Below are 18,337 nucleotides of genomic sequence, written 5' to 3'. Positions count from 1 at the left end.
AAATGTTAAATTTTCTCCACTTTATAGTAACTTTTGTTGTGATATTGAGTTGCTTGCTGCTGAATCCAACCCTGACAACACAAGCCGCGACTTCATCCAGCCCTGTTTACGAACAACGGATAATCCATAGTCCAGATGGGATCGGCAAATATTACATGGGGCGCGAAATCGCCAAAGTTATGGGATACACAGGTGCAGGCTGGCTAGAGCGTCCAAGCCGAGAGAGAGAGGAACAGCCAAGTAAGGTAGTTAACCTTCTCAACCTAAAACCTAACGATGTAGTCGCAGATATTGGCGCTGGTACAGGTTACTTAAGCTTTCGCATTGCGCCGCTATTAACAGCAGGTAAGGTATTAGCTGTAGATGTTCAGCCAGAAATGTTGGAAATCATTGAGTTGTTCAAAAAAGAGAAAAATATCACCAATGTTGAGCCTGTTTTGGCAACTCTTAGTAACCCAAACTTAGCATCTGAAAGCATAAATTTGGCGTTGATGGTGGATGCATACCATGAACTTGAGTATCCTCAAGAAGTGATGCAAGGAATTGTGAAAGCACTTAAACCAGGTGGTCGGGTAGTGCTGGTTGAGTACCGGAGTGAAAATCCCTTTATCATGATTAAAGGTCTGCACAAAATGACTCAAAAGCAAGTTCGTAAAGAAATGCAAGCTGTTGGTTTGGTTTGGCGTGAAACTAAAAACTTATTACCTCAACAGCATTTAATGGTATTTGAGAAACCTGATTATAGCGCTTCTAGTTTACTCTGATCTCTCTACAAACCTCTCTTTTAAAAGGCTATCCATTACCCGGCTTTTTCTTAACAATCAAATAAAATACTTAAAATAAGACCAAACAAGCTATTGGAAAAGCCAAATTATGCGGTACAGTTACGATAGAGGTTAAACGTACTCCAGAACATAGTACCAGAAACGCAAATTAAACAATTCGGTTTACTACTTTCGACATTCAGATATAGCACTTAGCTTTTTGAACACTTGCTTTAATGTTAGTTATTAATGTTGCCATGTTAATCGTAATGGCTTAGTAAAGCCTTAACAAACTAGGTTTTTTGGATTTGTGTGTACACCATAGCCTAAAAAAATAGAAGCTTGGAATCTTACTTTCCAACGCTAATAGGCTCTATTGGACTCAACCCATAAACTCTATAAATGCTGCTTCACCACATCTAAACGTGAACAATTCCAATAATCGACATGGGAGACAATCAAACCATCAGAGTTGAGACTTAATTCACTCCAACCAGGAATAGAGATTCGTGGTTTCCAGGGAAGAGGAGTGTTCCAACTGAGTGTCCACTCAGTTTTTATTGTGTCTCCTAAACGTTGAATATTATGTAAGTCCATCTTGGGATCTAAAAACCAAGTTTGGATAAAATTAACCATTTTTTTATAACGTTTAACACCACGAAATTTATTTAGTGGATCTTGAAAATAAACGTCTGGAGCGTAAATGCTGTAAGTTTGATTTACTGGGAATCTTTGATAGTCTTCTTTGAGGATTTCAATGATATCCATGATAAATATATATCTATAAATTGGTTATATGGAAAAGTGGTACGGATAAAATCATTATTAAAAATTGAAATTAACCCTCATTCCATAAACGTTCTAACTGACGCCGCCAAGCAACTAAAACTTCTTCTCGCGCCTCTGAGCTTTGATTTATTTCACCCATCAATCCTTCTGCGTAAAAGCGTTCCAAAGTTTGCATAGTAGCTTGCATAGATTGTCCTTGCTGTTTTGCTACCTGAATAATTTGCCGGATACGGCTTTCTATTAGTCTATTAAAGACATTATCTAATCCAGCCTCATGGAGAGATACAAGTCGATTGATTGCATTGGATAAATCTGCACCCACTAAAGTGTTACTGTTATGTTGAAATACTCCATAAATCACTCCTTCAAACAAAGCGTAACGTACTTCTTGAGTGTCATCAAAATTGGCTTCTAGGAACTGTTCTAAAAATGGTTGGGCTTCTTGGATAGGCACAATAGGTAATAAAACTCGCAACCAAGTATTATCTTCAGAAAGCAACACTAACAGCCGGAAAGCTGAAGTGTCTACTTGCCACGATCCAGGAGCGATCTCTACGACGGGCTGCGCCAACGTACCAACTACCGATGTGCCAAATAATTCTGTTAGAGTACCAAAAATTTCTTCAGGTGTCATAACGCTTTATTTATATATAGCCTCTAGATTAGCGCAGAGGTGCATCAGCTTATTCACTAAAACCCTGTGCTGCTTCCTTGTTGGACAATTTTCAGTCTGAAGACGTAGTAGGGGCGTACAGCTAAGTGTACGCCCCCACAAATAAATGTATTCCACTGAATTGAAATATGTGATTTAGATTATCGAATTGCTCAAAAACACAATGCCGATCGCACAGAAAGCGAAGCCAGTAATGCTAATTTTCCAGGGTAAAATTTGGTTTATTTCTCTCATACCCATTGCATTACCAATTTCTCTAGCACTCATGGCAACTGCAAACAGAGTTAAGGTCATGCCTAGTATATAGGCAATTAATGGCATGATTCCTGACCCAATAATAGATTCGGCATCAGCGTAACCCTGAAATAAACCAGCACTGGTGCCCACCAGAGCAAGTACTATAAAGTTTGGTTGATTTGGCATCATCAGCATAGTACCAAAAACGATGGTAGAAATGGCGATGGCTATTTCTGTGCCTGGTAAATTTAGCTGAAATAAATGAATCACAATACCCAAAACTGTTGCTAAGACAAAACACCCAGCGATCGCAGCACCACGAACAAACACAGATGAGAGTAAGCCAATAGCAACAATACCAACTAAACAATTCAAGCCAATTACTGGATCTGCCAATCCCCAGATAAAGCCTTCCCAGCAGTTAGAGATGGTATGGTTAACTGGTGTTCCACTTAATGAACTCAGTAAGCTAATTAAAATTAGAACTGCGATCGCCCCAATATGGCGATGCATTAACCTCAAGGTGTAAAATTCGCCCCAAGCATGGGATTGTGATAATTTATTTTTGAACATTAGCATCTGCCAAATTAGTTTTTTCGGTAATTTATACTACCCACCTACCCAAAAGAACTAACGTAGTAATCACGCTAGATTACACTAACTCACCAAAGAAAATCGGTGAGAATCCCATTCCTTCAACGAGAGGGAAGAGATAGCGACCCGCCGATTTAGTCATTAGTCATTGGCACTAATGACTAATTTCTCAACCAAATTTTGAATCATTTCAGCATCTGTTTCACTTAAACTTTCCAATTCAAGTCTATTGCCCTCTTGTGGGGTACTAAATTGGCTACTGTATATACGGCGACTTAACCCTACCGGACTATTATTGAAAATTGTTGTATAAAATACGCAAGCTGCTACGTAGGAACCAATAGGACTAGGGTGGCTTTGATCTGGACTATAAAGGTTCAATTTCGGATTAGCTTCCTGAACTTTTTGCCAAGCTATTCCAACAGGTGCAACTTTGGCTTTCAGTTCTTTCGCAATTGTCATGTATGAATCGGTTAATATCTGTTGCGTTTCTGGTTGATTTTGCTTTGCCCAAGTCAAGTAGAATACTGTTTGAGAATTCACTCGCTTGATTTCGGCATTAAACAGACTGGCGTACTTGTACATTTCCTTGGGATTAGTAATCGGTAAGGTACTTTGCTCTTGGAGTACTACATAATCCCATCGTTTGGCTCTCAATAGCTTGAGTGCTTGACCACGTTTCCAGTGGCTTTTGAGGGTAGCTCCACCGACGACAATCATTTCAGTTTCGAGCATTCTAGTTTCTTTTGCCGACTCAGCCAACTGTTGTGTCAACCAAGGAAGGTCATTGACATAGGTATAGCTGTTGCCAATAAATAAAACTCTGATTGTTTGCTGTTCAGTTCCTTGGAATAAATTTGTCTCAGCAGGCTTCCCTATGAGCCGAAATAAGGCAATCATCAAAAAGAGGAATAAACATACATATACTATCTTTGTGTTTATCATCATCCCTAAGACTTTTGCAGCATAACTTAATATTGAACAAGATTTTTGAGAAAATAGCTCTAATTTTTATCAATTTCTATAAGTTGAATAGAACACAAGCTTTACCTATATGACTTACGCAAAAGCTCTCTGAAACTCCTATTCCTTTGTGTACTTTGCGTCCTTTGCGGTTCGTTTTTTCATAATTTTGCGTAAGTCTTGACCTAATGTTTTGATAATATTGCCAAAATTATTCTCAATAATTTGAATGCACCAGATGCCATCAGTTTAATTGAAGTTCAGGATAAAAATGGGTCAATTAATGATGACGTTGTAAATGCAAACCAGACCTACCAAAAACTGATTCCTGCGCTCGAAAATCTTGGTATTCCAGCATACGATTTTGTTGATATTCCGCCCCGTGACGATGAAGATGGTGGAGAACCTGGAGGTAATATCCGTGTCGGTTTATTATTTCGACCCAGCCGGATAACTTTAGCAAAACTGCCCAGAAGAGGTGGTTCATTAGATACTGTAGCTGTTATTCAAGGTTCAAATGGTCTAATTCCTAAAGCGAAAGGTAGCACATATGTGCTACCCTTCAAGCAATAAAATATGCTTATAGATCAAAACTTTAATGTAGTAATTCTTCAACTTGATGCTGGCTCCACAAAGTTCTATATAAACCCTGTTGTTCCAACAGTTGTAAGTGATTACCTGTCTCGACAATTTTTCCCTTTTCCATCACAAAAATTCGATCAGCAGCCGCCGCCGCCGATAATTGATGGGTAATGAAAATTACTGTTTTGCGTACAGTAGTACCACCAGAGAGATTTTTAAGGATTTGCGTGGCTGTTTGATTATCCACACTAGAGAGGGCATCATCCAAAATTAACACTGGAGCATTGACCAGCATAGCCCTAGCTAAGGCAGTACGTTGTCGTTGACCGCCAGAAAGAGTAATACCGCGTTCACCAACAATAGTTTCATATTGCTGGGGAAAATTGTTAATTTCTGATTGAATTTGGGCAAGTTTAGCGACAGATTCTATCTGTTCTTGTTCGCTAATTGGGTCACCGTAGCGGATATTATTTTTGATTGTAGTGCTAAATAGAAAACTATCTTGAGGAACGTAGGCGATCGCACCTCGTAAATCTGCCAACGCTATCTTAGTAATATCCACCTCATCTAAAAACAATTGTCCTGATTCAATATCCAACAAGCGCGGCAAAGCATTGGCTAAAGTGGATTTTCCCGAACCAATTGCCCCAACAATGGCTACGGTTTCTCCTGGAGCAATGGTAAAGTTAACATTTTCTAGCGCTGGAGTAGTGGAACCAGGGTAAGTATAGGTGAGATTTTTAGCTGTCACTTCCCCTTTAAGTTCAGCTACAGGTAGATGTATGGCATCGGCTGTGTCTTGAATTTTCGGTGTGACAGAGAGAATCGATTCAAGGCGATCTATACTAACTTCACCCCGTTGGTAGACAGTAATTGTGAATCCTAAAATGGCTGTGGGGAAAACTAGACGCTCTACATAAATTAACAGTACTAAAAAATCACCAACCTGAAGCGTTCCAGAAGACATCCGTGCCGTCCCTAGCCAGATGATTATCAGTGAACTGACATTAGCTAACCCGCTAATTACCGGAAACAGTATATTTCGGAGTTTTGCCAGTTCCAAGTTAGCAGTCAATAGCTGCTGATTTTTCTTGGCAAAGGCTCGACGCTCGTTTGCTTCTTGGGCATAGATTTTAATTAAGGCAATACCACTGATATCCTCTTGGATGAGTTCGCTGATGGCAGAGAGTTGCTCTTGGACTGCTGCTTGTTGTTTGCGTAAGCGATTACTAAACAGACTCACTAACAAGAGCATAAAAGGGTACACTGCCAGAGAGGCTAGTGTGAGATCCACACTAATTGCCAGCATTACTGGCAGTGTCAGGGCATAGGCAAACACGATATTTGCCAAACTCAAGACTGCAAAACCCAATAACCGCTTGATATTGTCCACATCACTGGTAGCCCGATTAATCAAATCGCCAGCAGTATTACTAGCAAAATAAGCCGGCTCCAGCTTGAGTAAGTGTTCAAAAATCCTTTGTTTCAGGTCAAATTCTACCTGTCGCCCTACCCCAAATAGCCAAATACGGGATGCCATCCGCATTAGCCACATCGCCGAACTGAGTAAGACAATGATTACTACGTCATGTATTATTTGACTCAAGACGAAGGTTGTGGAGAGTTTGTCAACACCAGCACGAATCAACAAGGGGATATAAACGCCCAGTGCATTGACAGACAACAAAGCGAGAATGCCTAAAGACGCCTCCCGCCAATGGGGACGTAAGTAAGCAATGAGTTTAGCGATTCGTCGAGATTTTGCCATTAAAGCAATTTTGCAACTTTATCATCCTAGATTAACTGCTAGTCCAAGAAGACAGCTTTGTAGAGGGAATATTGCTTGTAAATTAAGCTTTTATTACCTCTTTTAACTGGATAGTTATGGAGGAAGGCAGGAGGCAGAAGCCAGAAGGGAAGAGGAATTGGGGTAGGGAGCGAGGGGTAGAGGGTAAAGAAGAATTGGTGCAAAGGTAAGGGGGAAAGATTTTCCCAATTCTCCCTGCTTCCTGCTCCCCTGCTTCTTCCCTCCTGCCTTCTTCACCTTTATTACCTCTGAACACGCATGAACCTGTAAATTTCAACGAGATAACTTTCCCAAGTTCTTGTTGTAAATTGCAACGTTTCCGAATTCGGTACAAAGTCTTCAAGTCGTAAACCGCGTGTACGAATATCTTGAGGACTTCCTTGTAATAGGTAGGGAGGTACTCTCAAATTATAAGAAAGAATGCCATCCCCCGTCACATCTGAGATGTTCGCTGTGGTGGTTTGTTGCCCTAATGCCACTAGTGTGCCAGATGTTGGTGTAGCAGTTGCTACAGATGTTTCACCTGTCATTGCTAAAGGTACCCGATAAAGAAAATAGGCTACTGCTGGTGTACTTGCCAACAGCAAAATTGTCAGTGCCCAACCGATCATATATCCTCCTGGTTTCTCTATCCCACCTCCTTTGATTCTCTGAGCGGCAAGAATCATCAGTAAAACAGAGGCTCCTAGAGGTCTGAGTGGAAAAGATAGCACCCTCCACAACGATGCCACAGCAGGTTCACTGGGGTTAAGAAATGATAGGGCTACGATTACCAAGATCACAACTAGGATTAATCGCCCGACAAAAGTTCCAGAGGGGTAAAAGCGCTGGAACAGAGAATATACGATAGTGCCAATCAGCAGCCACAGCAGTACTCGGCTTAATAATAGAAACATAGATTAACTCTCAAATTTTCTGGTGCAGTGAGCCAATGTGGTGCTAAGACAGTCCGCCTTGCTTGGGATTTCCACAGGATTTCTTTTGTTCAGAAAAGAAGTGGCTCCCCAAAAGGAACTGTCGTGCATGGTTTCCCTGCATAAAACAACTAGCGACTTCTTAGCTTTAGCGACGCTAGGAGCGTCACCCGTAAGGGCCAACCTAGAGGTTTCGGGAAATGAATTTATTTTGTTGCCAAATTGTAATCGCACTGTTTGACTTAAAATACCTCAAACCTCACACCCAATGACTACCGTCGTAGTGATTTTAGTGCAATTTTTTGACACTGCGTCTATTATTTATATTTTTCCAGAAGAGTAATATAGTACCGGTAAACTAAATTAATCGAGTAATCGACTCAAAAGGAAAAACTATGTCGCCTGAAAAGCCTACCATTTTGGTCACGGGAGGAGCTGGATATATTGGTTCTCATACGGTGCTTGCCCTGAAGCAAGCCGGTTATAACGTTGTCATACTTGATAATCTGGTCTATGGGCATCGTGATTTGGTAGAAAAAGTTTTACAGGTAGAACTGATAGTAGGGGATACAGGCGATCGCGCCTTGCTAGATAATCTATTTAAAACCCGTGATATTGCTGCTGTGATGCACTTTTCTGCTTATGCCTACGTAGGAGAATCGGTGACTGACCCAGCTAAATATTACCGTAATAACGTTGTTGGCACTTTGACCCTGTTAGAAGCGATGCTGACGGCATCTGTGAAGAAATTTGTCTTTTCTTCTACTTGTGCCACCTACGGGGTACCAGAATTTGTACCCATTCCAGAAAACCATCCCCAAAATCCGATTAATCCCTATGGCGCTACAAAGCTAATGGTAGAGCGGATTCTTTCTGATTTTGATGTTGCTTACGGTTTTAAATCAGTGCGTTTCCGCTATTTTAATGCTGCTGGTGCTAACCCTAGTGGCTTGCTTGGCGAGGATCACAACCCAGAAACCCATTTGATTCCCTTGGTGCTGATGACAGCTTTAGGCAAACGAGAATCCATCTCAGTTTTTGGCACTGATTACCCTACGCCCGATGGTACTTGTATTCGTGATTATATTCATGTTAATGACTTAGCCGATGCCCATATTTTGGGATTGGAATATTTATTAAAAGGTAACGATAGCGAAGTTTTCAATTTGGGTAATGGTAGCGGTTTCTCTGTCAGAGAAGTTATTGCAGCTGCCGAACAGGTGACAGGAATTTCTATACCAGTAGAAGAACGCGATCGCCGTCCTGGCGATCCTCCAATTCTCATTGGTGCTAGCGAGAAAGCCAGAACAATTTTAGGCTGGAAACCTCAGTATCCATCAATCAAACATATTGTCGATCATGCGTGGCAGTGGCATCAAAAGCGACATAAGTAAAAAGAGGGGAGCAGGGGAGGCAGGGGAAGAAAGAGAGTTATTATTAAACAATTTATCTCCCTTTATTCCCCACTCCCTACTCCCTACTCTCCACTCCCTCTCATGCTTCGCAGTACGACAACTAAGATGCCGATAAATCCGAGGATTGGAAGTGCGATCGCCCAAATTGGTAATTGCTGAGATTCATCCTTTGCTAAATTTCCATCGACATCTCGCTGATTTTGTGAATTCTGTGTAGATCCGCCTGCTACAGTAACTTCAAATTTGAACTCAAAGGGTTTGAATCTTGCCCCAGAAACTGGTTTACCATTTAGTTGCAACTGATAAATACCTGGTTTGGGAAAGACAACTTCCGCACCTGGAATACCTTGATAGCGTTCAGCTGCCACAGGTTTTAACTGTGGTTCTAACAAAGGTGGCTCTCCGGCGGCATAGGGTTCGGCATAAACAGCCAACTGACAATTACACTGTGACAGGGGAATCACTCTTCCACCTCTGCGGGTAAGCGCAAACCAGGCTTGGCTTGATTCTCCAGCACGAGGATTATCATTTGGTTCAATGTGGAGGGTGCCACCAACATCTCCAGCTACTTCTACTTTATGAGCAGACACTGGGTAAATATTAGTTATTGATACAACTAAGCAACTCAGGAATAATAAATACTTTATTCTTCCTTGATTCCAGGAAATGCCTTTGAGCGGGTAACGCCTCTGTTTTTGACTCGTTGAGATGGAGCCAGAAAATAAGGATGATTTACCGTGATTTGGTTGGGGGAACATAAAACTTTTCTACGGCTAACTTTGACCAAAAAAAGTGCGATGCCTACGGCAAGGGCTTCGCCCAACGCACCATTAAGACACTGAGGGTAACAATTCCCATCAGTACTACTGCTAATTTATTTCCCCAAGTTGATTGCGAGGAACCCAAGTAATGGGAACCAATCAACACGGCATGAATGGCACTCAAGAGCAAGGCTGGCACACCCAATAGATGAATCTGTCGCCAACGCTTGCCCAAAGATTTCTGCAACGATTCCCAACTCGTTAAAGCGGCGGGGGACATTAATACCAATGCTACAGCACCCGCAGCCATACCCCACTGAAATTCTGGCGGTAGGAAAGAAAAGGCGGCAAATTTCCATTGCAATGAGTGTTCCATCATGTGGATGGTATGAACCACAGAAAGCACAAAAGATCCCACCCCCAAGGCTCGACGGTAACGCAGCGGTGAAGCCCACAAGCCACTAATGGGACGCGCAATTAGTGCCAAAATTAAGCAGATTAAGGCAGCGTGTCCGGTGTAATCTACCATTGTGTCACCAGTCCGCAGCAAGGTGATAACGCCAATGATGAGTGTCACCCAACCGCCTAATCGAAACAACTGACTGCGCTTGTCTTTACTTACCAAAGATGTAGAAACGCCTACACCTAGCATAGTAGGCAGAGTTCCCAGTCCAAAAGCTAGCATAATTGCCCCACCCATCCATAAATTGCCAGTTTCAGCAGCTTTAATTTGGGCAGCATACAGAAAACCACAGGGCATTAAACCCCAAGTCATCCCTAAAAGCATTGGTGTCCACCATTTGGTTTTTAAGGAAAGCTTAACCATTCCTGTGCTGAGGCGATCGTGTAAACTACCTTGTAACAAGGGATGTAACACGGGAATGCGCGGCAGTAAATCGGGTTTGACTTGTCCTAAGCCAAACCAAATCAGCATTACACCAGTTAAAATTGCCATCCAGCGCCGGAAGTCGCTGCCAATACCAGCTAGCTGTCCACCTTGCAGCAATACCGAACCTAGCGCCCCAATGCCAGCACCGACTAGAGCATAGCTCAACAACCGCCCCAGGTTTAGCAGGATATGAAATTTTAATTGCTGTTGCCAAGTTTCGGACTTTTCTAAGGTTGATGTGCGTCCCAAAGAGGCTGTTGGTGGTGTTTTCGGCTGATGAGATAGGGAAAATGCCATTGTTAAAGGGCCACACATCCCAAAGCAATGTCCAAAACTCCCCAGGAACCCCAGTATCGCGATCAGCAACAAATCTACCATAAAAAAAGCCGTGAGTTCTGAGTCATGAGTTCTAAGTGTCAGAATAAAGATTTTGAAGAAGTAATAATATAATTCTTTTCTTCTTTGCTCAATACTCAGCACTCCTCTAGTGGGGCACTGTAAGTGAAGTTGCGATCGCTGTCAAAAGACAAGTTGTCAAACTTGATATTCACTTTAGGTAAGGTTCTCAAAAATATACTCACGTCAACTAAAGTGACCTGACCTAATTAGATAAGGTATATTGAGCTTATGACAAATAAATTAAAGCCATAATCACTGGCTTTGTTTATCATGGAAACCTTGAGACTTCGTAAGATCAAAAACAAATTGATACCATCTTTTCAGAGTCTAAAATTTAGACGTAGTAAGAATGGGGTACTTTTCGTTGTGAAACATTTTCATAATCCTCAAACCACACCTGATAAATCTGAATTTCAAAAGGCTATGGAAGCTTATCAAAAAGTAAGCAGTAAGTATAGGAATGCACTTCGTGAGCTAGCTCAGTGAATGATATTTTTTGGTTGAGTGAGGCAGTCATTAAAGCTATGCATGAAGGACAAATAGCAGAACACGGTGGACTTCCAGGTATAAGAGATAGAAATCTGCTTTTAGTTAGTTTAGATAGACCTAAAAATTTATTTGCTTATGGCGAACCTACACCAACTGTTTTTGAGTTAGCGGCAGCTTATGCTTTTACATTTGTAAAAAATCATGCATTTATAGATGGTAACAAAAGGGTAGCTTTCGTTTCGATGGCTACCTTTCTTATATTGAATGGGTATTCTTTGGAAGTGCCAGAAAAAGAAGTTGTATTAATGATAAAAAGACTTTCAACTGATCAAGAGATTCAAGAATCTATAGCAAATTTGATAAACGAAAATTGTATTAAAATAGACAATTAAGCTGATTACAAAGTAACTTTGCAGGTTTATCTAAGAATTTAGGAAACCAAAATATTAAACCCTTCCTAGTAATCCTGAAAAGTTATACATGAGGATTTGCGCTACCCTAAGTCTGGAAGCCAAGGATAAATCACATGAGAAAATGGATTTGGCTGATGCTGTTAGTGCTGATGGCAGTTGCCGTGGTGGGTAGTAGGGGTAACACGCTTTTTGAACAGCATCCGTCGCCAGCAATTGTTGAGCGCACTCCAGTAGAAATACCCCAACCACAACCAGAGCCAAAAAAAGTTGACAGTGCGCCGCAAGTGTCTACTAATAAGCTATTAACCCATATCCAAAAGTTGAATTTTCAGCGCTACACAACAAAAGAGCGATCGCTTACTCGCACTTATATCACAACTGAACTCACAAAATTAGGCTGGAAGCCCAAATTGGAAAAGTTCTCTGAGGGTGTAAATATTTTTGCTGAACGTCCAGGAACTAACAAAGCCGCTAAAGCAATTCTGGTGGGAGCGCATTACGACACTGTTGCTTTATCCCCTGGTGCTGATGATAACGCCAGTGGTGTAGCTGTGGTGCTGGAAATAGCCCGGTTGCTCGGTTCCCGTCCCACGCCACGGACGTTACAGCTAGCTTTTTTTGACAAAGAAGAAGCAGGACTTTTGGGTAGCCAGGCTTTTGTTAGCAAGACAGCACGCTTACAAAACTTGAGCGGAGCGATCGTTATGGATATGGTAGGTTATGCATGTTACACTCCCGGATGTCAAAAATACCCTGCGGGGTTGCCTGTTACCCCAATTAGCGACAAGGGCGACTTTTTGGCAGTAGTCGGTGATACAGAACATTTGCCTTTGCTGAGTGCTTTTCAAAATTCACAGATGCTGCGCTCAAATGCTCTGAATAAACAAAAATTAATGCCATCAGTCCTAACACTACCAATTCCTTTTAAAGGTTTACTGACACCAGACACCCTACGCAGCGACCATGCACCATTTTGGTATCAAGGTGTGGGTGCTGTGCTGGTGACAGATACCGCAAATTTACGTACTCCGCACTATCATAAACCTAGCGATGTTCCAGCGACTATCGAGCGATCGTTTTTCACGGGAGCAGCACAGATTGTAGTTAATGCTACTAATGCGTTGTTAGAGAAAAACGAAGTTTTGGAAACTCAACCACCAAGCTGAATTATGAATTATGTTGACTAGTTTCTAATTCAGGGAAAGTCAATGTCCAATTCTTTTTATCATTGATTTGAAAGTACAAACCTTGAAGAATAAGCCGCAGAGACGTTCGAGTTCTAATAAAATTTCTCACCAGATAAGTTCCTGGTTCAGCAAAAATATCATTATAGTTTTTTATCTGACCAAATTGTTTTGAACAGTAACTGCCAGCACCTTTTACGGTTAATACAAAAAATGGAGCTTTTTTGTATTTGTCAGGAATCATAAAAATTCCATATACATGGTGACGACCACGCCACGGCTGAACTATAACCTGAGTAGCATGTACTTGGAACTTTGTAGTTTTTGCAGCAAGAATTGCTTCGGAATTGCAATCAGAATTATTCACAGGCCACCACAGTATAATAATACTCAGGGAGAGCAGCAAAATCAAAATATAGCGGAGTCTGCGATGCATAAAGCCAAGAAAATTTGTTGATGTAGCTAGTAGAATTTGATGGGTAATGATAAGCTACTAAAGTAGTCAGACTATCCCCCGGCAACACCTCTGCAACACGTTCTAAAGGGCAAAAACAGAACATCAAGCGATCGTTTTAACTTTACTGTTAAAAAAATTGTAGACAAGATATCAGCCCACAAAAAATTCAGATTGTAGATGCGTAGTTTACCGCCGCAGGTATCGCTTACCCTGTTCTAGACTTTCCTTACAGTATTAAACCTAGCTGAAAAACAATTAGGCTTTTGTGGCTGTCAACACTGATTTATCCTCAATTTTTTTAGCTGTGATGAATTCTACAATTCGTTGTTTTTGTTATCGAAACAGAATTCAGGAGTCAAAATTCATTATGAATGAGTCCGCGTACTTTGTAAGAGTTGCAAGCTACGCTTTTAGCGTCTCATAGAGAGCGTCTGAATAAGTAGGTTTAAGAGCCTCACTAAATCTTTGATTTAGTAGTCTTCAATCAGTGATGAGTCTGAATTCTTCTTCAAGTTTTTGATGTAATTCTGTTCGTATCTGTTGATGCTTTGAGGAGATTAGCACAATGCCGTGAGACAGCGAGCGCCAACGAGCGTCATAGCCCATCGTAGACATCGCTATCAAGTTCATGCATAAATCTGCTTTTATTTCTAGATAATTATTAGGGTAGCCAAATACACAAATATCCGTTATATTCCCGTAAGTAACACTTGGTATATATTTATGAGAAGAAGTTGGGGAAGTTTTAAGACAATTGCGGGTTTTTTTGGCGCGATTGTACTTACACAATTCGGGGCAAATACTCCGGCCATTGCGGCTGACACAGTTATTGTGCGTTTGGGTTTATTTACAGAAACCATCTCCCTTACTGAGTTACAAAGGGCTGCAAAAACTGGAGAATTGCCTGGGAGTTTACAGCCTTATGCTAAACGATTATCTGAAGAACAACGCCGTTTCTTCTTGGGGGCGTTGGGTATGAATATACCGATGAATGTTGTCACCGTTAATAGGTTAGTTAATACCCAGATTGGTACAACTATTCTCAGTGATTTTGCTACAGCTTTAGCCAGAAAGGACAAAGCTGGGGTGCAAGCACTGAGAGCAGGATTGGTATTAGGTTCTACTGCACCGCAAGGTCTTTCTATACTGAGTTTTATCGCGGCTTATCCCAGTAAACGTTTAGAAATTGATTTACCAAAGGCTTTTATAGTTGCAAGGAGTTTGAATACAGCTTTTTGGCGTACCCAGCAATTTATGCTAGCGTTGACGCATAGCAGCTTGTCGTTAGACATCGCTCCCCAACTGGACTCCAAAACACCGCAGATTGCTTACCCTTCTGACCCCAGTCAACCAGGAACCGCTCAAGTAAAAATACTCAACTTAAGCCTGAATGACCAAAAGCGCGACCGTAAAATTCCAGTTGATGTTTACTGGTCAACTGCTGCAACTCCCGACAAACCCCTGATTGTCCTTTCTCACGGCTTCACATCAGTCCGCACAGACTTGTATTACCTGGCAGAACATTTAGCATCTTACGGGTATGTAGTAGCAGCCTTAGAACATCCCGGTAGTAACCAGGCAAATACTAACTCAGCATTACAAGGCAAAACCAGTGTTATGAAGCCTGAGGAGTTTTTGGATCGCCCTCGAGATATTAGTTTTATGCTCGACGAATTAGAAAAGCTCAACCAAACGGCTAATCATCCGCTACAAGGGAAACTTGCAACAAATAACGTGATGGTCATTGGCCATTCTTTTGGTGGTGGTACAGCTTTAGAAATTGCTGGAGCAGAGTTACAACTCGCACAACTCAAACAACGCTGTAAAAATAACTTGACTACTTTCAGTGAGGGAGAAGTTATGCAGTGCATCGCTCAAAAGCTACCAGAAAATACCTATCAACTACGGGATACTAGAATAAAACAGGCGATCGCTCTCAATCCTACAACTTCTCTGATTTTTGGCAAAACTGGGTTAACTAAAGTGCAAGTTCCTACGCTAGTGTTAGCAAGTTCCGCAGATAAAACCACCCCAGCTTTAACAGAACAGATTGCGGGATTTGACAAAATCCCATCCCCCAAATGGCTAGTTGGTATAGTTGGCGGTACTCATCTGAGTGTAAAAGACCCCACTACCACATTGGATCAGATAGGAAAACCAAATACACCAATTAGTGGCGGTGAAGTTGTGGGTGAAAAAGCCGCAGATGTTCGCAAGTACGTTAAAGCTATAGCTTTGGCCTTTGCTTTCCAGATGACTCCAGAAGCTAAAAACTATGCTATTTTTCTGACATCAGATTATGCCCAATTTGCTTCAACTAAGGCATTTCCATTTCGCCTGATTACGCAGATTCCTCCTGATGTTATGGCAGTGGTGAAAGAATTTGTTGAGAAATAAGCGACTTCTAATTTTGTAAGTAGCTTCCTTATAGGATGTTTGAAAAGTTACAAATTATACCAAATACTCCGCTTCTTCTCTCCGTTGGCGTCAGCCTGCCGTTATGCAAAGGCACAGAGGCTTTGAAACCTTAATTACCTTGTAGAGAAGATTCTGAGGTTTTGATGTTAGCGATAATACTTTTCAAACATCCTATTAGAGGCTGCTGCCTTTAATAGATAGTTGAGTTACTAAGATTAGCACTGACACCGCTCAGTTTCTTCTTTAAGTTCAGATTTGTAACGCGACCAGTCCATAAGTTGCTAACTTTTTGCAGATGTCTAAGCCCTTGTTGAAACCGTACTAGCTTATCTTAATAATACATTAGACTTTACGTATTAAGTAATATGCAGCTTATAAAATTAGGCTTATTCTATAATATCTAGCCAGATTAAATTATAGTAGCTGGAGCTAGGTTAAATTATAGCAACTTGATACTAAATGTGTGGCTGCTGTTAAATCTATACTAAATTTTTACAGTAAAAATAACTATTTACACATAAACTTTATAATATATTTATTAAAAATAATAGAAGCTTAAGAGTGTAAAAAAGTATGAGTATTTGCTGAATAATACAGATGTATTCTACTTAAAAGTCCAAAATTGAAGAAGGCAGCTATGCTGAAGGCAATTAGAGGGGGTCTGAATCCCTTCTAATTGAAAACCACTAAATTACGATTTAGTGGGGGTCTTAAACCCAGTTTGGGCAAGGCACAAAGGCATAGTTTAAAACTTTTTCTGCCCTCTGCTTTCTGCCTTGCTCGAAGGACAGATAAATGAATATAACTGGCTTGATGCAAAATATGTTTGTGTCTTTATTGGTGTAAACTCTTTTAAATTCACAAAAATGTTAAAGCATTTTTAGCCACTAAAACCACAGATCAACCCAAAATAGGAGAGTTCAAGGCTTGGTTTATTTACTTAGATAATAAGTAAGTAGTTTCAGACATATCATATTGTCAAAGTAATTTTGGATTCAGAATTAGACAATTACCCTATTTAAGTCAAGCTCATGAAACTTTATACAACTCTTGAAATCGAAAAACTCCAGCACAATGAAGACCTTCCTTTCTTGATTGAAATTATGAATTGGGTGAAAAACTTTTTAGGAAGACCTCATCCTAATTTAGGAAGACCCGGCGTAGTTTGTCCTTTTGTACCTCACTCTCTCAAGTCAAACAGTATTCGTCTGGCAGTTATTCACACAAAAGATTTGTATGTAGAGCAATTAGAAGAAATTGTTGGACGCTACCGAGATATCTTTCTTGAGATGGAACTTAAAGAACATGAATTAGCAATAAATAGAGCTTTTTTACTTATCTTTCCTGACATCCATATAGAAGATGCTCCTAAGCTTGTAGATAGTGTCCAACAAAAACTTAAACCTTTGTTTGTCGAGTCAGGACTAATGATAGGAGAATTTCATAACCGTAATGAAAGTCCTGGTTTGCACAACCCAAACTTTCGTCCACTTCGTAGCCCTATCCCCCTGTTGGCTATCCGGTTTATGGTTGAAGCTGACCTCCCCTTTCTTAATAGTCCGGCTGATCCATACTTACGTATTCGATATCTGGAAGCTTATTTAAAGTGTTTTGGTCATAAATTTACAGATGAAACAAAGTTTAGAAATGCTCATCAAGCGCTAGCTTTAGCGAAAGAACAAACAGCGATTTTCAGATAAATATACCAACCACTCTGTAGGGACATAGCAATGCCTATGCATGTCAACGAAAATCGGCGGGAATCCCATTCCTTTAAGCAATGGGAGGAATAAGCTAAAATACATCTAAATGTACATATTAAAATTTTCTTAATATCTTGTGCGGTGAGCATCTTGCTCGCGCTGATTATGCAACTTAAATGCTGATTAGCTTAGTCGTCCGCCGATTTAGTCATTAGTACTAATCACTAATGACTTTTTTACTATTTCAAAGAGTACTGTTTTTTTATAAAAGTCGCACCTAAATCTTTTTGGTGTAAGGTTTCTTGCTTAGTTGTATTACCTTTTGGTCGCGTGGAAAGCCCCATCTCCTTGAGCAAACGGTTAATGTGACAACTGCTAACCTGAATTCCCAATTCTATTGCCAAATGCTTGCTTAACCATTGTGCTGTCCAGTGTTTAAATGAATAGCCAGCAAGGGGCGGACTATGGGTTACCAATTCTTTTAAACGAGCGAGGTATTGCTCATTCACAGTTTTAGGTCGTCCCATCAAGCGATCGCAATTAACATCGTCATCGGACTACTTTCTCTTGTCTCTCCCTTAATGATGCAATTGCTCACTGATGACGTACTTGTGCGGGGAGATACCCAACTGCTAACCGTGGTGGCAATTGGAGCGATCGCGATGAGTCTATTTAGCAGTGCGATCGGTTTGGTACAATCTCACCTAATTGGTCACTTTGGTCAACGACTGCAATTAGGACTGATTCTAGAATACGGACGACAACTGTTGCGTTTGCCCCTCTCGTACTTTGAAGGACGACGCAGTGGAGAAGTAGTCAGCCGGATTGCCGATGTGAATCACATCAATGAGCTAGTTTCCCAAATTGTCCTCGGTTTACCCAGCCA

The 18,337-nt window shown here is 40.9% G+C and carries 17 protein-coding genes and 2 pseudogenes; 8 read left to right on the top strand and 11 right to left on the bottom strand.

The window, feature by feature from the left end; all coding sequences use genetic code 11:
- Window positions 1-2: 2 nt before the first annotated feature.
- Window positions 3-764 (top strand): class I SAM-dependent methyltransferase, encoded by a 762-nt coding sequence (locus V7K25_RS03575; RefSeq protein ID WP_335155131.1) that lies wholly within the window; start codon window positions 3-5, stop codon window positions 762-764.
- Window positions 765-1,160: 396 nt separating this feature from the next.
- Here the strand turns inward: V7K25_RS03575 and V7K25_RS03570 are convergent, their stop codons facing one another.
- The 4 genes from V7K25_RS03570 to V7K25_RS03555 form a co-directional block, all read right to left on the bottom strand.
- On the bottom strand, window positions 1,161-1,532 hold the full coding sequence (locus tag V7K25_RS03570) for a DUF2358 domain-containing protein (RefSeq protein ID WP_322651804.1): 372 nt from the start codon (window positions 1,530-1,532) through the stop codon (window positions 1,161-1,163).
- A gap of 70 nt (window positions 1,533-1,602) precedes the next feature.
- A complete protein-coding gene (locus V7K25_RS03565; RefSeq protein ID WP_335155129.1) occupies window positions 1,603-2,187 on the bottom strand; it encodes a leucine zipper domain-containing protein in 585 nt (194 codons plus the stop codon).
- A gap of 174 nt (window positions 2,188-2,361) precedes the next feature.
- Window positions 2,362-3,036: a HupE/UreJ family protein gene (locus V7K25_RS03560; RefSeq protein ID WP_335155127.1), complete on the bottom strand. Its 675-nt coding sequence runs from the start codon at window positions 3,034-3,036 to the stop codon at window positions 2,362-2,364.
- A gap of 162 nt (window positions 3,037-3,198) precedes the next feature.
- Window positions 3,199-3,957, bottom strand: a complete 759-nt coding sequence (locus tag V7K25_RS03555; RefSeq protein ID WP_335155125.1) for an SGNH/GDSL hydrolase family protein — start codon at window positions 3,955-3,957, stop codon at window positions 3,199-3,201.
- A 288-nt stretch (window positions 3,958-4,245) separates the two neighbouring features.
- On the opposite strand from V7K25_RS03555, the gene V7K25_RS03550 reads away from it, so the two are divergent.
- Window positions 4,246-4,593, top strand: coding sequence for a hypothetical protein (locus tag V7K25_RS03550; RefSeq protein WP_335155123.1), 348 nt, complete (start codon window positions 4,246-4,248; stop codon window positions 4,591-4,593).
- Window positions 4,594-4,615: 22 nt separating this feature from the next.
- Here V7K25_RS03550 and V7K25_RS03545 read toward each other — a convergent pair whose 3' ends face one another.
- Both V7K25_RS03545 and V7K25_RS03540 read right to left on the bottom strand, forming a co-directional pair.
- Complete coding sequence (locus V7K25_RS03545) at window positions 4,616-6,370, bottom strand: ABC transporter ATP-binding protein (protein ID WP_335155121.1); 1,755 nt, start codon at window positions 6,368-6,370, stop codon at window positions 4,616-4,618.
- 281 nt (window positions 6,371-6,651) lie between these two features.
- Window positions 6,652-7,305, bottom strand: coding sequence for a hypothetical protein (locus V7K25_RS03540; protein WP_335155119.1), 654 nt, complete (start codon window positions 7,303-7,305; stop codon window positions 6,652-6,654).
- Window positions 7,306-7,718: 413 nt separating this feature from the next.
- On the opposite strand from V7K25_RS03540, the gene galE reads away from it, so the two are divergent.
- The gene (gene galE, locus V7K25_RS03535; protein WP_335155117.1) at window positions 7,719-8,717 is read left to right on the top strand and encodes a UDP-glucose 4-epimerase GalE; all 999 of its coding nucleotides are present in this window, start codon (window positions 7,719-7,721) and stop codon (window positions 8,715-8,717) included.
- A gap of 83 nt (window positions 8,718-8,800) precedes the next feature.
- Here galE and V7K25_RS03530 read toward each other — a convergent pair whose 3' ends face one another.
- Window positions 8,801-9,496, bottom strand: coding sequence for a hypothetical protein (locus tag V7K25_RS03530; RefSeq protein WP_335155115.1), 696 nt, complete (start codon window positions 9,494-9,496; stop codon window positions 8,801-8,803).
- Window positions 9,471-10,766, bottom strand: a pseudogene (locus V7K25_RS03525) (urease accessory protein UreH domain-containing protein). The gene V7K25_RS03530 and the pseudogene V7K25_RS03525 overlap by 26 nt, the downstream one beginning before the upstream one ends.
- A 503-nt stretch (window positions 10,767-11,269) precedes the next feature.
- Here V7K25_RS03525 and V7K25_RS03520 point away from each other — a divergent pair.
- The gene (locus V7K25_RS03520) at window positions 11,270-11,668 is read left to right on the top strand and encodes a type II toxin-antitoxin system death-on-curing family toxin (RefSeq protein WP_335155113.1); all 399 of its coding nucleotides are present in this window, start codon (window positions 11,270-11,272) and stop codon (window positions 11,666-11,668) included.
- 134 nt (window positions 11,669-11,802) lie between these two features.
- Window positions 11,803-12,855 carry a M28 family peptidase gene (locus V7K25_RS03515; protein ID WP_335155111.1) on the top strand — a complete coding sequence of 351 codons (1,053 nt, stop codon included), beginning with the start codon at window positions 11,803-11,805 and terminating at the stop codon, window positions 12,853-12,855.
- A gap of 1 nt (window position 12,856) precedes the next feature.
- Here the strand turns inward: V7K25_RS03515 and V7K25_RS03510 are convergent, their stop codons facing one another.
- Window positions 12,857-13,309: a hypothetical protein gene (locus tag V7K25_RS03510; RefSeq protein ID WP_335155109.1), complete on the bottom strand. Its 453-nt coding sequence runs from the start codon at window positions 13,307-13,309 to the stop codon at window positions 12,857-12,859.
- A 501-nt stretch (window positions 13,310-13,810) separates the two neighbouring features.
- Window positions 13,811-13,960, bottom strand: coding sequence for a hypothetical protein (locus V7K25_RS03505; RefSeq protein WP_335155107.1), 150 nt, complete (start codon window positions 13,958-13,960; stop codon window positions 13,811-13,813).
- A gap of 93 nt (window positions 13,961-14,053) precedes the next feature.
- On the opposite strand from V7K25_RS03505, the gene V7K25_RS03500 reads away from it, so the two are divergent.
- Window positions 14,054-15,727, top strand: a complete 1,674-nt coding sequence (locus tag V7K25_RS03500; protein ID WP_335155105.1) for an alpha/beta hydrolase — start codon at window positions 14,054-14,056, stop codon at window positions 15,725-15,727.
- Between the two features lie 1,052 nt (window positions 15,728-16,779).
- The gene (locus V7K25_RS03495; protein ID WP_335155103.1) at window positions 16,780-17,448 is read left to right on the top strand and encodes a DUF6875 domain-containing protein; all 669 of its coding nucleotides are present in this window, start codon (window positions 16,780-16,782) and stop codon (window positions 17,446-17,448) included.
- A 242-nt stretch (window positions 17,449-17,690) separates the two neighbouring features.
- On the opposite strand, the pseudogene V7K25_RS03490 reads toward V7K25_RS03495, so the two are convergent.
- Window positions 17,691-17,987, bottom strand: a pseudogene (locus tag V7K25_RS03490) (helix-turn-helix domain-containing protein); the annotation flags it as partial.
- Between V7K25_RS03490 and V7K25_RS03485 the strand changes: the two are divergent.
- Window positions 17,949-18,337 (top strand): ABC transporter transmembrane domain-containing protein (locus tag V7K25_RS03485; RefSeq protein WP_335155101.1); only part of this gene is annotated, 389 nt, incomplete at its 3' end. The pseudogene V7K25_RS03490 and the gene V7K25_RS03485 overlap by 39 nt on opposite strands.

It is taken from the genome of Nostoc sp. (genome assembly GCF_036919495.1).
Classification (GTDB): domain Bacteria; phylum Cyanobacteriota; class Cyanobacteriia; order Cyanobacteriales; family Nostocaceae; genus Nostoc.
The sequence above is the reverse complement of the archived record's forward strand: the minus strand, read 5'-3'. Positions and strand labels throughout refer to the sequence as shown.

Coding starts and splice junctions, on each gene's coding strand:
- V7K25_RS03575 (WP_335155131.1), top strand. CDS start 3: ATGTTAAATTTTCTCCACTTTATAGTAACTTTTGTTGTGATATTGAGT.
- V7K25_RS03570 (WP_322651804.1), bottom strand. CDS start 1,532: ATGGATATCATTGAAATCCTCAAAGAAGACTATCAAAGATTCCCAGTA.
- V7K25_RS03565 (WP_335155129.1), bottom strand. CDS start 2,187: ATGACACCTGAAGAAATTTTTGGTACTCTAACAGAATTATTTGGCACA.
- V7K25_RS03560 (WP_335155127.1), bottom strand. CDS start 3,036: ATGTTCAAAAATAAATTATCACAATCCCATGCTTGGGGCGAATTTTAC.
- V7K25_RS03555 (WP_335155125.1), bottom strand. CDS start 3,957: ATGATTGCCTTATTTCGGCTCATAGGGAAGCCTGCTGAGACAAATTTA.
- V7K25_RS03545 (WP_335155121.1), bottom strand. CDS start 6,370: ATGGCAAAATCTCGACGAATCGCTAAACTCATTGCTTACTTACGTCCC.
- V7K25_RS03540 (WP_335155119.1), bottom strand. CDS start 7,305: ATGTTTCTATTATTAAGCCGAGTACTGCTGTGGCTGCTGATTGGCACT.
- galE (WP_335155117.1), top strand. CDS start 7,719: ATGTCGCCTGAAAAGCCTACCATTTTGGTCACGGGAGGAGCTGGATAT.
- V7K25_RS03530 (WP_335155115.1), bottom strand. CDS start 9,496: ATGTTCCCCCAACCAAATCACGGTAAATCATCCTTATTTTCTGGCTCC.
- V7K25_RS03515 (WP_335155111.1), top strand. CDS start 11,803: ATGAGAAAATGGATTTGGCTGATGCTGTTAGTGCTGATGGCAGTTGCC.
- V7K25_RS03510 (WP_335155109.1), bottom strand. CDS start 13,309: ATGCATCGCAGACTCCGCTATATTTTGATTTTGCTGCTCTCCCTGAGT.
- V7K25_RS03505 (WP_335155107.1), bottom strand. CDS start 13,960: ATGAACTTGATAGCGATGTCTACGATGGGCTATGACGCTCGTTGGCGC.
- V7K25_RS03500 (WP_335155105.1), top strand. CDS start 14,054: ATGAGAAGAAGTTGGGGAAGTTTTAAGACAATTGCGGGTTTTTTTGGC.
- V7K25_RS03495 (WP_335155103.1), top strand. CDS start 16,780: ATGAAACTTTATACAACTCTTGAAATCGAAAAACTCCAGCACAATGAA.